15 protein-coding genes and 1 pseudogene are annotated in these 15,005 nt (G+C 47.8%); 8 read left to right on the forward strand and 8 right to left on the reverse strand.

From position 1 onward, the window contains the following. Positions 1-15: 15 nt before the first annotated feature. The 7 genes from KW548_17800 (at position 16) to KW548_17830 (ending at position 7,605) form a co-directional block, all read left to right on the forward strand. Positions 16-972: a MoxR family ATPase gene (locus KW548_17800; protein QXX08961.1), complete on the forward strand. Its 957-nt coding sequence runs from the start codon at positions 16-18 to the stop codon at positions 970-972. A 9-nt stretch (positions 973-981) separates the two neighbouring features. Continuing rightward, positions 982-1,908 carry a DUF58 domain-containing protein gene (locus tag KW548_17805; protein QXX08962.1) on the forward strand — a complete coding sequence of 309 codons (927 nt, stop codon included), beginning with the start codon at positions 982-984 and terminating at the stop codon, positions 1,906-1,908. Beyond that, complete coding sequence (locus KW548_17810; protein ID QXX08963.1) at positions 1,905-2,429, forward strand: DUF4381 domain-containing protein; 525 nt, start codon at positions 1,905-1,907, stop codon at positions 2,427-2,429. Before KW548_17805 ends, KW548_17810 begins: the two co-directional genes overlap by 4 nt. Next, on the forward strand, positions 2,369-3,337 hold the full coding sequence (locus tag KW548_17815; GenBank protein ID QXX08964.1) for a VWA domain-containing protein: 969 nt from the start codon (positions 2,369-2,371) through the stop codon (positions 3,335-3,337). The genes KW548_17810 and KW548_17815 overlap by 61 nt, the downstream gene beginning before the upstream one ends. Further along, positions 3,330-5,174, forward strand: coding sequence for a VWA domain-containing protein (locus KW548_17820; protein ID QXX08965.1), 1,845 nt, complete (start codon positions 3,330-3,332; stop codon positions 5,172-5,174). The genes KW548_17815 and KW548_17820 overlap by 8 nt, the downstream gene beginning before the upstream one ends. Positions 5,175-5,191: 17 nt before the next feature. After that, positions 5,192-6,814, forward strand: a complete 1,623-nt coding sequence (locus KW548_17825) for a BatD family protein (protein ID QXX09453.1) — start codon at positions 5,192-5,194, stop codon at positions 6,812-6,814. A 329-nt stretch (positions 6,815-7,143) separates the two neighbouring features. Then, positions 7,144-7,605 carry a L,D-transpeptidase family protein gene (locus tag KW548_17830; protein ID QXX09454.1) on the forward strand — a complete coding sequence of 154 codons (462 nt, stop codon included), beginning with the start codon at positions 7,144-7,146 and terminating at the stop codon, positions 7,603-7,605. 3 nt (positions 7,606-7,608) lie between these two features. On the opposite strand, the gene yddG is transcribed toward KW548_17830, so the two are convergent. From yddG to KW548_17865, 7 genes and pseudogenes are all read right to left on the reverse strand, one after another. Beyond that, positions 7,609-8,526: an aromatic amino acid DMT transporter YddG gene (gene yddG, locus KW548_17835; GenBank protein QXX08966.1), complete on the reverse strand. Its 918-nt coding sequence runs from the start codon at positions 8,524-8,526 to the stop codon at positions 7,609-7,611. Between the two features lie 41 nt (positions 8,527-8,567). Then, complete coding sequence (locus tag KW548_17840; GenBank protein ID QXX08967.1) at positions 8,568-9,128, reverse strand: sugar O-acetyltransferase; 561 nt, start codon at positions 9,126-9,128, stop codon at positions 8,568-8,570. Positions 9,129-9,273: 145 nt separating this feature from the next. After that, positions 9,274-9,672: an OsmC family protein gene (locus KW548_17845; protein ID QXX08968.1), complete on the reverse strand. Its 399-nt coding sequence runs from the start codon at positions 9,670-9,672 to the stop codon at positions 9,274-9,276. 11 nt (positions 9,673-9,683) lie between these two features. After that, positions 9,684-10,661: a Gfo/Idh/MocA family oxidoreductase gene (locus tag KW548_17850; GenBank protein QXX08969.1), complete on the reverse strand. Its 978-nt coding sequence runs from the start codon at positions 10,659-10,661 to the stop codon at positions 9,684-9,686. A gap of 71 nt (positions 10,662-10,732) precedes the next feature. Further along, entirely contained in the window at positions 10,733-11,347 is a 615-nt protein-coding gene (locus tag KW548_17855) for a LysE family translocator (GenBank protein QXX08970.1), read from the reverse strand. Between the two features lie 88 nt (positions 11,348-11,435). Further along, positions 11,436-12,357 (reverse strand): annotated as a pseudogene (locus KW548_17860) (LysR family transcriptional regulator). Then, entirely contained in the window at positions 12,347-12,793 is a 447-nt protein-coding gene (locus KW548_17865; protein ID QXX08971.1) for an Lrp/AsnC family transcriptional regulator, read from the reverse strand. The pseudogene KW548_17860 and the gene KW548_17865 overlap by 11 nt, the downstream one beginning before the upstream one ends. A gap of 198 nt (positions 12,794-12,991) precedes the next feature. Between KW548_17865 and yjeH the strand changes: the two genes are divergently transcribed. Next, a complete protein-coding gene (gene yjeH / locus KW548_17870; GenBank protein ID QXX08972.1) occupies positions 12,992-14,263 on the forward strand; it encodes an L-methionine/branched-chain amino acid transporter in 1,272 nt (423 codons plus the stop codon). On the opposite strand, the gene KW548_17875 is transcribed toward yjeH, so the two are convergent. Continuing rightward, positions 14,244-15,002, reverse strand: coding sequence for a class II glutamine amidotransferase (locus KW548_17875; GenBank protein ID QXX08973.1), 759 nt, complete (start codon positions 15,000-15,002; stop codon positions 14,244-14,246). The two genes, yjeH and KW548_17875, sit on opposite strands and share 20 nt — an antisense overlap. Positions 15,003-15,005 lie beyond the last annotated feature (3 nt).

Raw genomic sequence — 15,005 nt, forward strand, 5'->3', positions numbered from 1 at the left:
AGGAGATAGACACCAATGAACTCTCAGTCATTTCACAACCTTCAGCAATACTTGGAGAGCCAAGTTATTGGTCAGGCTGAACTGGTTAAACAACTTTTAGTCGCGTTACTCGCCGATGGTCACATCTTGGTCGAAGGCCCACCGGGGCTAGCCAAAACAAGGGCAGTAAAGTCCTTGGCTGATTGTATTGACGGTGATTTTCATCGAATTCAGTTCACCCCTGATTTACTGCCCGCCGATTTAACCGGTACTGATATATTCCGTCCAGAAACAGGCGAGTTCACTTTCCAAGCAGGGCCAATCTTTAACTCATTGATTTTGGCTGACGAAATCAACCGTGCACCCGCGAAAGTTCAGGCAGCAATGCTTGAAGCCATGGCAGAAAAGCAAATCACGGCGGGTCGAAAAACCTACCCGCTTCCTGAATTGTTTCTAGTGATGGCAACACAGAACCCCATTGAGCAAGAAGGTACCTACCCGCTTCCTGAAGCCCAATTGGATCGCTTTTTACTGCATTTAGCGGTCGATTATCCGAATGCAGAAAGTGAACTGGACATCCTGCGTCTAAATCGAGGCGAGGCAAGGGGTGAAGACAAAGTAACCCCACCTGTACTGTCACAACAAGAGGTGTTTTCTGCCCGTCAAGAAGTGTTGAATATTCATATGGCTGAAGGCGTCGAGAGCTACATTATCCGTCTTGTTATGGCAACACGACAGCCAACGCAATATGACGATACGCTAAACAGCTGGATAGAAATGGGCGTTAGCCCTCGTGCCACCATCGCATTAGATCGCTGTGCCCGAGCTCACGCTTGGCTATCGGGTCGTGACTATGTCTCCCCAGAAGATGTGCAGGCGATGGCTTTCCCTGTTCTCAGACACCGTATTCTGCTCAGCTATCAAGCGCAAGCAGAAGGTATTAGTGCCAATCAGGTGGTTAACCGCCTTCTATCTCTGGTGGGCAGCGCATAAGGGTAACAGATGGATAAACAATTATCCCCGCACTCTGACGGCGTAAACTTGTGCCTTGATGAACTGCTTTACTACAAGCAACAAGCGATAAAGTGGCTACCTCCTGCCAAAAGTTTGTGGTCTCAGATGCTGGGGCAACATCAGAGTAAGCAACTCGGTCGTGGTATGGACTTCGCCGAAGTCCGTCAGTATCAAGCTGGAGACGATGTTCGCAGCATTGATTGGCGAGTGACCGCACGGACGGGTAAACCTCACACTAAGCTGTTCACGGAAGAACGAGAGAAACCCATTATTGTTTATGTCGATTTCAGTGCCAGTATGATGTTTGGTTCTCAGCTGATGTTCAAATCGGTGTTGGCCTCTCATATGGCAAGCCTAATCGCATGGTTGTCTGTCGCTCAGCGAGATCGCATCGGTGCCATCATTGATACTGGCAGCCAACTGACTGAACTCAAGCCAACCAGTCGTCATCAAGGTCCGCTCGCGTTAATGCAGCATTTGGTGACGCTTCATCAGGACACACTGCGTCAATCGAGTACGCGTCACGCTACCGACATGGGCCACGCCTTACAGGCTCTGAATCGACTTTGTCCCAAAGGTAGCGAAGTGGTTATTATCAGTGACTTCCTGCGCTTTTCAGAGTCAAACCAGCCATTACTCACTCGATTACGTGCGCATAACCGCGTACGACTGGTCCATATTTCCGATCCTTTGGAAGCAGGCATCACTCGTTATCGTGGCGTCGAACAAGTGTCCGACAAGCGTCAAACCTTGTGGATGGATTTTTCTTCACGAAAAGCACGCGACCAAATTAAGTCTGTTTTTGAACAAAAGCAGCGGGATCTGAAAGACTTATCGATTCACCACGGCTTGAGTTTTACTCGTCTCTCTACCCAAGAGTCATTACTACAACAATTATCTGGACGTAATCAATGAGCACCAATAACAAGGATTCACTATTACCACTCAATCCAATGCAACTGCCGGAAGTGCCTTCGTGGTTTCCGCTTGCATGGGGATGGTGGGCAACCGCAGGAGCGATTGTCTTTGGCGCATTGATCATTTGGTTGACTTATCGCTGGAATAAAAAGCGTTTGGCACCAAAGAAAACCGCGCTAAAGCTGATTCAGGCCGGTGACAAACCGGCTGAAGCCATTGAATTATTGCGTCAAGCCGCACTGTGTTACTACCCAAGAGAAGAGGTAGCGCAGCTCACAGGCAAAGAGTGGTACGCGTTTCTTGATACTCAGGTGAAGTCACCCGTGTTCGTTAACAACTATGAACTTTGGCAAGAAGCCTTGTACTCAAAACAGCCTGTGGGGAACGCCGCTGAACTGATTACCCATTGCGCCCAATGGGTTGACGAAGCGCTTCCCCAAAAGAAGGAGAGCCAAAGTTGGCTAATATCGAATTCGTATGGTGGTGGGCATTTTTGTTGCTACCACTTCCCATACTGATTTATTTTTTACTGCCGCCGGTTAAGCAGTCATCGCCCGTTTATATGCCCTACTTGCCGGATTCGGCAGTCGGCAGTGCGCCGAGGAACTTATTGGCTAAAGTTCTGGCGAGCTTAGTCTGGCTAGGCGTGATTACAGCAGTCGCGAGACCTGTCTGGTATGGCGATCCTGTCACGACCCAACCCAAGCATAGAGACATGATGCTGGTTGTCGATCTGTCTTACTCAATGAGTAAAGAAGACATGCAGTTCAACGGGGATTACATCGACCGTTTAAGCGCCGTCAAACACGTCTTATCTGACTTTATATCCAAACGTCAGGGAGACCGATTGGGTTTAGTGCTGTTTGCCGATCACGCTTATCTGCAAACACCATTAACCCTAGATAGACAGACAGTGGCCGAGCAACTAAACCAAACTGTATTGCGCCTTGTAGGGACCAAAACCGCTATTGGTGAAGGCATTGGGCTTGCAACCAAAACGTTCGTCGATAGCGATGCGCCGCAACGAGTGATGATACTACTCAGCGATGGCAGCAACACGGCGGGCGTACTGGATCCGATAGAAGCCGCCGAAATTGCCAAAAAGTACAACGCCACCATTTACACCGTTGGCGTCGGTGCTGGAGAAATGATGGTCAAAGAGTTTTTCATGACACGTAAAGTCAACACTGCACAAGACTTAGACGAAAAATCTCTGATGAGCATTGCCCAGCTAACAGGTGGACAATATTTCCGCGCTCGTGACAGCAAAGAACTGGCCACCATCTACGACACCATTAATAGCCTAGAACCTGTTAGCCAAGCCACGCAGACCTGGCGACCACAACAAGAGTGGTTCGGGGTACCACTGGCGATAGCACTGACGGGCTTATTTGCACTGATTATCATTAGGAGGAATCATGTCTGATTTTCGCTTCCTCTACCCAGAGTGGCTGCTGGTACTTGTTCCACTATGTGGATTGGTTTTCTGGCTCTCAAAACGTAGCCGTAGCCAGACGTTAATCGCTCCTCATCTAGCCAAAGCAATGGGTATACAGCAAAAATCGGCACGGAATGCCATCACGAGTGCCATTGCGACCAGCGGTTTGATCGCCATCATTGCTCTCTCTGGGCCAAGTTTTAATAGCTCTGAAAGACCGAGCTTCAGCAACGACAGTGGACGTGTATTGATCATGGATATGTCGATGTCTATGTACGCGACCGACATCAAGCCTAACCGACTGACCCAAACAAAATACAAGGCCAGCGACTTACTTAAACAGTGGCGAGAAGGGACGACAGGGCTTGTCGCCTACGCTGGTGATGCGTACACCGTCAGTCCGATGACCTCCGATACGCGCACCATCGAAAACCTGATACCTAATCTCAGCCCTGAGCTGATGCCCTACCCGGGTGCCGACGCCGTGAAGGCTGTCAGTTTGGCCATCAATATGATGAAAAACACCGGTTTATCTCGCGGTGACATTATTCTCTTCACTGACGATTTAGATGATGCAGAAGCCCAAGGCATTGAAGATCTGGTTGAAGGCACTCGCTGGCGACTGTCTATTCTGGGTGTGGGTACCCGCTCAGGTGCCCCGATAAAACTCAGTGACGGCACTCTGCTTAAAACCGATGCTGGGCAAACGGTGGTCGCTAAATCTAACTTCAGTAATATGAATAGTGTCACCAATGCCCTTGGTGGTTTCTTTACACCCATTCAGCTTAACAACAGTGACATCGACGCCATCGCCAATCATACCAGCCAAATCGAAAGCACGGGTAAGTTAAACCAATCACAACAAATCAGCGATCGGGTCAATAGTGGTATCTGGTTAGTCCCCTTGCTTGTTATCCCAGCATTACTTATGTTTCGCCGTGGCTTTTTGTTTGCTCTGGTCATTATAGCTTACCCGCTTCTGACACCGAAACCTGCAATGGCCTCAGCATGGCTCAATCAGGATCAACAAGCCAAGCAGCTCTATGATGCCGAGCAATATCAACAAGCGGCTGATCTGTTCGATAGCAAAGAGTGGCAAGGCATTGCGCAATATCAGGCGGGTAATTTTCCTGCGGCTATCAATGCGCTTAAAGGCTCGCAAACTCTACGCGGAAAATACAACCTCGCTAACGCCTATGCTCAGAACCGAGAGTTTGATCAAGCGATTCGTCTTTATGAGGATGTGCTTACGCAAGATCCAAACCACGAAGATGCACAGCACAACCTGAATATTGTCAGACAGCAGCAACAGCAACAGCAACAGCAACAGCAACAGCAACAGCAACAGCAACAGCAACAGCAACAGCAACAGCAACAGCAACAAAAGTCTGGCGATGACAGCTCATCAGCGCAAGAGAATTCTTCTCCATCTGAGCAAGATCCTTCGTCAAATGAGTCATCCTCTGACAAGCAATCTGATCAACAGCCCTCTCAAACACGTGAGCAAAATCCGGAAGAGACTGGCGAACAACAAAAGCAACAAACCTCGAGTTCCAATTCTGATCAGCAACAACAAGAGCAACAGCAGGAGAAACAACCGCAAGGCGCACCAAAGCCGGAACAAGCACCAGAGCAGCAAAACAAAACCACGACTCCGCCACAAAGCGCAGCAGAGCAGGAACAAAATTTAGAACACATTGATCCTGCACTTCGCAAACTGGAACAGGTCGAAAGCGCGCGCGACCCTAGCCGTTTACTCCGAGCACAGATGATGTTGCAAGCTCAACAAAAACAACCACCGCAGAATACAGGTAAGAAGTGGTAACTATGAATCGACAAATAATGAAACTGATTAGCTTATTGGCGCTGGCGTTATCTTTTCTCAGCCAACCCGCGATGGCGGCTAACGTCTGGGCGTCTGTCAGCAAGAATAAAGTCGTCAAGAACGAGGTCTTTCAACTTCGCGTTGTGGTCGACGAAAAAGTGTCTTCCGACGACATTGATTTCAGCGGATTGGACCAAGACTTCTATGTGGGTCGACCTAGCTTTAGCTCTTCGATCAATATCGTCAATGGCAATCGCAGTACACGCAGTGAGTGGAACTTAACACTAGCCGCTCAGACACTCGGCGTAGCAAAGATTCCCGCTTTTACCGTCAATGGTGCGAGCTCAAAGCCAATCGCGATTCAAGTCACGATGGACAGAGATGAGCCTAAGGTTTCCGATCTCGTTGAACTGCGCAGCTCACTGGATAAAACAACGCTCTACCCCAATGAGAGTGCTTCATTACAAACTCGCCTCATTATCAAGGCCGATCCTAGACGACTGCAAAACCCAAATGTGGTGCCTCCACGAGTCGACGGTCTGACCTTAACTCAAATTGGCGAACCGAATCAGTACCAGAGTGTGCTGGGTGGCGTAGAAGTCACGGTACTTGATCAGAACTACCTCATCACGGCAGACCAGCCGGGGGAATACACGCTCACCAGCGCGGCCTTCAAAGGTTCCGTTGTATATGGAAATGACCGCACAGGAACGACCAAGCTCATTTCTGTGGATACCCCTGTGAAAACATTTGATATCAAAGTCGAAGACAAGCCAGCAGGCTACACGGGGGTATGGTTGCCAACCTCTGAGCTTAATTTAGCCCAAACATGGACGTCGGCCGATGGAGAAAACATCGCCTCCTCTTCGACGCCTCAAGCCAAAGTTGGAGACTCGATCACTCGTGAATTGACGCTTGATATCAAAGGGCTGTCGTCTGACCGATTCCCTAATCTGAAAATCACCTACCCACAAGGTATTCGCGTTTATGAGGAAAAGCCCCAGTTCGCGCAACTGGATAATGGCTTCACTCGTATGACACTAAAACAAGTGCTCATTCCTCAACAAACGGGCAAGGTTGACCTACCGGAAGTTAATCTCAACTGGTGGGATAGCCAGAACAAACAACAAAAAACCGCGCGTCTGGGTGGTTTGTCACTGGATGTCAGCCCCGGTGAGAGCTTGAACATTCCCGTACCGGCCTCTCCATACACAGCGCCAGCCGACGTTAAAACGGTCACCGTCAGTGATCCAGGCATCTGGCCCTATCTAACCGGGTTGTTTGCTCTCCTTTGGGCAATCAGCACTGTGCTGTGGCTAACAAAACGTCCACAAACAATCGAGTCCGATAACAGGCAAATCAACGTCCCCCTCAAATCAAGTGACGCTTTGATAGCGGCGTTGAAAGCAGGAGACCATTTTAAAGCACAGCACTGCGCCTCAAAATGGCTGGCAGAAGCACAAATTAACGATCCTTCTCTTGTTAACGAGATCCAGAATGAACTGGATGAAATGCAAAAGTGTCATTTTTCTCAGCAAGAAACTGGCTGGAATGCTGCAAAACTGCTTAAACTAATAAACAAGGTGGACAAAATGCCTCGCGCAGCAGAGAAGCCAAAGGAAAGATTAGCGAAGCTTTAGTACAGTCAAGATAGAGGCATAGTTCAGGTTTATATTCATTACGCTAATGAATAACTGGAGGAATGATGTCGGCAATTGAAAAGCCAGATCCCAGTACTCATTATGTGATCCTCTATTTTGATGGATCTCAAATGACTTCCTTTGAAGTCGATGCGACCAGTCGTCATGAAGCGATAGAAGCGTTTAAAAATCTGGGGTTTGCGGAGCAAGATATATTTTCAATCTCTCCCTAATCAAATCATCTAGCCACGAAAGGCAGCGTCTTAGCTGCCTTTCTGTTTTAAGCGGACAATTCAATAATGAACAGGACTGCCTCTAAAACAATCGGGATGTTGGGCACGTTGTTTTTTACCTTTGCAGCCATCGCAGAAGTTGATTTGGTCAAAGTCGATAAATCCAAACGCCGCATGTACCTGATCGACAATGATCGGGTAGTTAGAGAATTTCGTATTGCCCTTGGCAAGCATCCAAAGGGACATAAAACTCAGGAAGGGGATCATCGGACACCGGAAGGACGCTACTATCTCGACTTCGTGCTTGATGATTCGGAGTTCTATCGCTCAATTCATATCAGCTACCCCAACCCACGGGATATTGCCTATGCAGAGCAGCTCAATATCGACCCTGGAGGAAACATAAAGATTCATGGATTAAGAAACGGGGAACAGCGCCCCGCAACATTTGTACAGAGTTTTGACTGGACTAACGGCTGCATCGCCATTACTAACCAAGAAATGGATGAACTGCTCACTCTAGTGAAAACAGGAACACCCATAGAGATCCGCTGGTAAACCTCAGTCCTGACACGATTGTGGTTCAACCGATGTCACTTTTTTCTCTCTCGTCACCCACCAGCACAACAATGACCCTATCGTCACCAGCGCCACCCCCTGCAAAAACGTCTCGGTGAGCACTAGGCCAAGAATCACGGAAGAAATAACGGTAGACAGTACAGGTGTAAAGTAAGACAAGGTTGCCAGCAACACCATATTACCGCCAATAATTGCGTAGTTCCAAAGCGCGTAGCCACTGCCCATCGCAATCCCCGTGATGAGCAACAAACCACCAGATTCAAGATCGATACTCATTCCCGTTTCATTACTAATGGCGTACTTTATCCATAAGGTTACGGCGGTCATAATAAAGAACAAGGTGATCGGATTTTGCCCTTTAGAAATTCGCTTAGTGAGATTGCAGTAGATCGCCCACAGAAACGCGCCGACAAATGCCATCGCGTAAGTGAGCGGGTTGGTCGCCACATTAGCGGCAATTTGGTTGAAAGACAGCCCCTGTTCTCCAGTGATACTCCAAGCCACACCAAAAAACGCCAGAGCAATCGCCGGATAAACCAAGATATTGGTTTTCTTCGGACTAAACGTCACTGCCAATAACACTGTCAAAGCAGGCCATAAGTAGTTAATGACCAACATTTCCACAGCTTGTTGTCGAGAGTTCGCCATAGCAAGTGCGAGCGCCAAGCATATTTCGTAAGCAACAAACAGCCCACCACCCAGCATGACGTAGGTCAGTGAATAGCTTCTGATTCTAGGTAGCCCCATGACCATCACCAAAAACAGAGAAGCAACGGTATAAATGGACGCCGCACCGCCAATCGGCCCCAAAAATTCGGTGACCGTCCGAGCCAGCCCCATCACACTGCTCCATAGTAGGATGGCTAACACACCGCACAAGGTAAATTTATGTTGGCTCACACAACTCTCTCAATTTGACCACAAAGGAGCTTAACCTAGCGTTAACTGTCATTCTCTGTCAAATGTCTTATTAATTTTGCTGGCGTTCCACCATACAGGCTGTCTGGTGGAACATCACGCGTGACCACAGAGTTGGCGGCAATGACGCTGCGTGCACCAATCGTCACACCTTGATTGATCACCACATTGCCGCCAATCCAAACATCATCTTCAACGATGATTGGCAAGCAAGTGGTTTCCCAGCCTCGTCGGCTACGATAATCCAAAGGGTGGCCTGCCGTATAAAATTGCGTATTGGGACCAATCAGCACATGATTACCAATAGTTATATCAGCGCCATCTAACATGGTGACGTTCATATTGATAAAGGTGTTGTCCCCGATGGATATGGTTTGGCCAAACTCACAAAGAAAAGGAGAACGAATCATGCTCGCTTCGCCAAAGCGTTTTAGCAGCCGGCGGAAAAGATCGACACGCTGCGCATCACTGGTGTTGTGATTTAACTCTTGCAATAAACCAGTGGCTTGCTCACGAACTTTATTGACGCTACCGTCAGAGCCGTTAAACAACTGACCCGACACCATTTTTTCAAACTCTGTCATCACGTTTTCCAATTAACTGATTGAATAGAATAAATAAAATAACGCGAATGGAAGGCAGGAAAAAGAGAAAAGCTCGCAGGTGATCTTTTCCCTAATTTACAAAAAAGCCGAGTTGTAAACTCGGCTTTCCACATAATTGAACAGACTAAACGATTTCCCAACTGTGGGTCATTTCGACGCCAGCACCTAGCATCAGACACACTGAACAGTACTTTTGCAAAGAGTCTGCTGTTACTTTTGCGACAATGTCTGTATCCAGATTGTCTCCCGACACCTCAAAGTGAATATTGAGTTTGGTGAAGATACGAGGCGCAGTTTCACGTCGCTCTGTCGTGAGTTTTGCAGTGCAACTAGTGACCTTTTGTGCCGCTTCTTTAAGCCCGTCCACAACGTCAACTGAGCTACATCCGCCAGCGGCCATCAAGACCATTTCCATTGGGCTGGGTGCTGTGGCACCGCCATTGCCATCCATCACTACGGAATGTCCAGATTGAGAGTGACCAAGAAATTTAAAATCTTCGATCCATTTTACTTCGGCTTGCATATCTTTCTCTCTTATACGTCTGTCGGGAATGTGACACCCGTTTGCTTGCGAATTTCTGTCAACAATTTAGCCACAATCAGCGAGCGCTGCATACACGCTTGATCAATTTTTTTCGTTTCAAATTGCTTAGCAAACGCCAGAGCTTCGTAATACATCGGATTTGGGTCTTGCTTTACGCTCAAATCCACGCCAACACCACCTCGGGTGATTTTTGTCAGCTTTTTGCCCGTTGAAATCATCTCCATCAGCAGCGCTCCTTCTTCACCCTGAATTTCACTCGGTAAATAAGAGTCACTGGTCTTGGAGTGCTGAAGCACCACTTCAAAACCGTCATAGCCTAGGATGACGCTCCCGCTACCATCTACACCACTGTCGAGCATCTGAGCCTGTGCTTTGACACTGAGAGGTTCGCCAAACAACTCTACCGCTGAACCCACACAGTAGTAACCAATGTCCATAATCGAACCATTGGCGAAGGCAGGGTTAAAGGTGTTTGGGTTTTCACCAGCCAGATACTTAGGATAACGTGAAGAATATTGGCAGTAGGTAATCAAGGCTTTTCGGATCTGACCAATGTTCTGACTTTGCTCTTTCAGTCGCTTAAAATTCGGTGTATGTGGCGACATGAAAGCCTCAAAAAGAACCACATCATTCGCCAACGCAGTCTGATACATCTGTTGAGCTAGCGTATCATTCGCAGCCAATGGCTTCTCGCAGATAACATGCTTACCTGCCTCGAGTAATTTCAATGCTTGTGGCGCATGCAGCGAGTTGGGGCTAGCGATATAAACAACATCGATCGACGTCGACGCCGCTAGCTCTGCAAAATCATCAAACAGAGCGGGAGATGCGTATTTCTCAGCAAACGCTTTCGCTTTCTCGATAGAGCGAGAATACACACCAGCTAAAAGATATTGTTCTGTCTTCAACGCCGCTTCAATGAACTGATCAGTGATCCAGTTGGTCCCAATCACAGCAAGTCTAATCATTATTTCGTCTCCAATCATGACAAAAGGAGCCAATGGCTCCTTTGAGAGTACTCTTGTTCGTGTTCGCTATCTTACACCGTCATTACCACTCGCACTGCTAAAAAGATCAGCACGGCGCCAGATAAACGGTCAATCAGTTGTGCTTTAGAGCGAATTTTGTCCAATAAACGGGGACTCGATAACAAGAACGTTATCAGGGTATACCACAAGCCATCGACGACGAGCGGGGTCAGAACAATCAAGGCTTTGGCGGTTAAACTGTCCCCAACGGCAACAAACTGGCTAAAAAGCGCGATAAAGAACAGCGCAATCTTAGGGCTAAGCATGGAGATAAGAAACCCTTCCTTAGCCGACTGCCAAGCCGATGTGTGCTCTCCCGATTCCAGCTTCGCGGCCACACCTCCTTTTGATCGAAGTGCATTGTAACCAAGGTACGCCAGATACGCGGCACCAGAGTAACTGATCGCTTTGAAAAGCAATGGAGACTGTTGTAGCACAACCGCTAGGCCGATCAGAGTAATAAAGGCGTAAATGCCAATCCCCAGAGCATGAGCCCAAGCCGCTGCTAAACCATTGGTTCGTCCTCCCGCCAAACTATGTTTGGCAACCATAGCGAGGCTCGGGCCAGGAGACATGGCTCCTAAAATACAAATGGTAAAAAGTGATAGCCAGATTGTGAGTGTCATTGTTGTTTCCTGAGGCTGATTCCATATCGTTAAACTATCGCAGCCAATAAATGATTTGAAATCAAAGTTTATTATATCGGCTATGAAATCAAATCATACCCACAGAGTAACTTGATGTTCGCATAGCATGAAGTACCCTCTCACGCATCCATTGATGCGCTTTATCCTGATCGTATTTGGGGTGCCACATCAGCCAATACTGATGAGCGTCAGTATCAAACGGTAAAGGGCGGTATTCAAGAGGGTAGTTAGCCGACAAGTTCAACGCAATATGCTCCGGCACCACCATCAGATAATCACTGGAAACCAACGCGTTGGCCGCTGCGGAAAAGAACGGAACTTTTAAAGCAATTCGTCTTTCATAGCCAAGCGATTTGAGAACATTATCTGTGCTTGAGTCTTTATCTCCCCCCAGTGACCTTTAAATGCGGGTAACCCACCAGCTGTTCTTCTGTCAGAGATTGCAGGGCCGACAATGGATGAGATTTGCGCATCAGACAGACTGACTTGTCTTCACCAATTTTCACACTGGTCACATTAGCGGGTTTCTCCGGCTGCATGGTCGATGCCAAGTGAATACCGGTTTCACCAAAATTCAGCAGATATTCGGGCTGCCAAAGACGATAAGCGAGGTTGACGTTGGGCGACTGTTCGACCATCACCGCGACCACATCTGGCACTATGTATTGAGCGACATAGTCACTGGAAGAGAGCACAAACTCTTGCTTCCATGTTCGTGGATCGAAAGGTTTGTCATGCAGCAGTTGCTCAAATTCACCCAATAAGAGGTTAAGTTTCCCCTGCATGACCAACGCTCTTGGTGTCGGTACCAACGCGTTGCCTTCGCGGACCAATAATGGGTCTCCACACAAGTCTCTTAACTGAGCAAGCTGGCGGCTGACAGCTGATTGGGTAATGTTGAGTCTATTTGCAGCTCTACTGACATGGCACTCTTCAAGCAATACCTGTAGCGAACGTAACAAGTTGAGATTGATATGGTTAAGAGACATGGCGTGTATTGAGGAACTCCGTAAGTACAGTGTGAGTCATTAGATGACGCAGTTCAGGGATTGCTTGTAGCTGATCACGAATCTCATTGAGCCTTGTCATGGTCGGAACTTCGACAAACAACATCATGTCGGTTTCTCCGGTGATAGCATGACACCCTTTCACACCCTCGATGTTGCAAATAGTCTCAGCATAATATTCACAATAATGAGAAGACTCAGACATGTCGAACTTTAACGCCATATAAGCCTGTATCAGATCCGTTTCATCTTGTGCAATGTTGGCATGATAGCCAAGAATAACGTTTTCCTGTTCCAGTTTCTGAATTCTGGCCGTCACGGCTGAACGTGACAAGTTGACCTGCCGAGCAATATCCGTGACCGAGGCTCTGGCGTCATGCTTTAAAATACGGAGAATTTGATCGTCGAACTTATTCATATTACTTCCTGTCATATCTCAACTTATCCTGTTGATTTCAGGTAATGTGACACAAAATTCCGCTCGGCGAAAGTGTACAAATTGCCTATTCGCCCCCCTTACTTCCGCCAAATTGACATATAACTACGACACATTGCTTGCTGTATTTTTCTATAAGTTTGATTAAGCTGTCACAAAAAATTTCAGCAAAGGCAAACCATGAGTCAGCTAAAACAAGAAATCACATTACTCTCGGGCATAGGACAACTGTCAACGACCTTACTGGGCACTGGGCTTTTTATGGTACCCGCTATTGCCGCCGGAATTGCCGGCTCACTCTCACTTTGGGCGTGGCTGATTCTGTTTGTAGCCATCTGTCCCATTGCACTGACCTTTGCTCAACTCGGAAAGCGCTACCCCAATGCTGGCGGCACGGCCCACTTCGTTCGTCAGGCGTTTGATAGGCGTCTAGAAAAAAGCGTTGCTTGGTTGTTTGTCAGTGTTATTCCAGTTGGCGTTCCGGCTGCGGTGGCACTAGCCGCGGGCTTTTTACAGCAATTACTGCCTGAAGCGCTGAACTCTTCTATATTCGCTCAACTACTCACGGTGTTACTTCTGATCGCGGTTAATTTGGCTGGTACTAAGTCATCGGGGCGCCTTCAGAGCCTCATCGCTCTCAGTATTTTCACTCTGGTTGCGGCTTTCTGGTGGAAAGGTGATGTGGGTTCGCAAGATCTGACGATGCCAGCGCTCACCTCTGAATCAACCTGGAGTATTGGGGCTGCACTAGCCGTGATGTTTTGGTGCTTTGTTGGCATTGAAGCATTCGCTCATATGGGCGAAGAGTTTAAGAACCCGCAGCGGGACTTCCCTATCGCGATCATCATCGGCTGTTTTGTGGCAGGCGCAGCCTATTGGGCCTGCTCGGTGGTCATTCTTAAATTTGGTGCTTACGGTAGCAGCGAATTCGATAGTGCCTCCATACCTTGGCTATCAGAAATGCTGTTTGGTGAACAATTGAAACTGCTGATCAGTGTCCTTGGTTTTGCTGCCTGTTTTGCCAGCGTGAATTTGTACACACAGAGCCTATCAAGAATGGTCTGGTCACAAGCACGCGAATACAAGCCTCAAAGTGCCCTAGCCAGAGTTTCAGTTCGTGGTGTGCCAGCGAATGCAACACTCGCGGTCGGCGTGGTACTCATCCTTTCCTGTCTAGTGGGAGAAATTTCAGGGTTGGATCTGGAGTTCTTCCTAAAACTGGCCAATGGCATCTTCGTACTGGTTTACCTTTTAGCGATGCTTTCAGCCTGCAAACTTCTGACGGGTATCAGTCAATGGTTAGCAGGCCTCTCACTGCTCATATGTACTGGTGTATTCATCTGTTTAGGTTGGTCGATGCTCTATGCTGTCGCTGTTTTTGCCCTCCTCTCTCTACCATGGGGAAAGCGACAAACTCTAGAGCAACGTCAGGCTAAAGAGCGTATCGAGTGACGTTGTCACCCTTGACTGACAAAATACTTTGTGGTGATACTTTTTTCCACTCAGCGTTTTTCTCTAATGGCTCTGAAGCCAGAGCGATGTTTGCGCCATCTTGTCGAATAAAAACCGTTGGCGCGTCATCATCTGAGCTATAACGCACCACCCAAAACTGCTCGCCATCAGAAATACAAATCGACGCTTTTAAGGGTTCTTCAATCCCTTTGGATTGAAGCAACTGGCTAATATCAAGAATGGTTTTGCGTATCGCTTCAACTGGTTGTTCTCGCAAACCATTGTCGAGCATCAACAAGAAAATGAGTTCACTGTCTGTGGTGCCCATGCGCTTGAGAAACAACGATTCCGGTAACTGCTTTTGCAACTCATACTTTACTTTCTCAAACTCACCAATTTGGCCATTATGTAAGAACATCCAATTATCGATGATAAACGGGTGGCAATTCGAGCGAGATACCTGTGTCCCCGTCGATGAGCGAACATGCGCCATAAAACGGTGAGAACGTATGTGATGTGTCAGAGAACGTAGGTTCTCGTCCCCCCATGCCGGCAGAACTTCGTGGAATTGCCCCGGAGTATCTCGCTCTGTGTACCAACCGAGTCCAAAACCATCGGCATTAACACGCGTCACCGCTTTTCTTGCATCAAGACTTTGGTGCACCAACGAATGCTCGGGCTCATAGACCAGTTTATCCAGATAAATTGACTCTCCCTGATAAGCTAACCAGCGACACATATT

The sequence above is a fragment of the Vibrio neptunius genome (assembly GCA_019339365.1).
Classification (GTDB): domain Bacteria; phylum Pseudomonadota; class Gammaproteobacteria; order Enterobacterales; family Vibrionaceae; genus Vibrio; species Vibrio neptunius.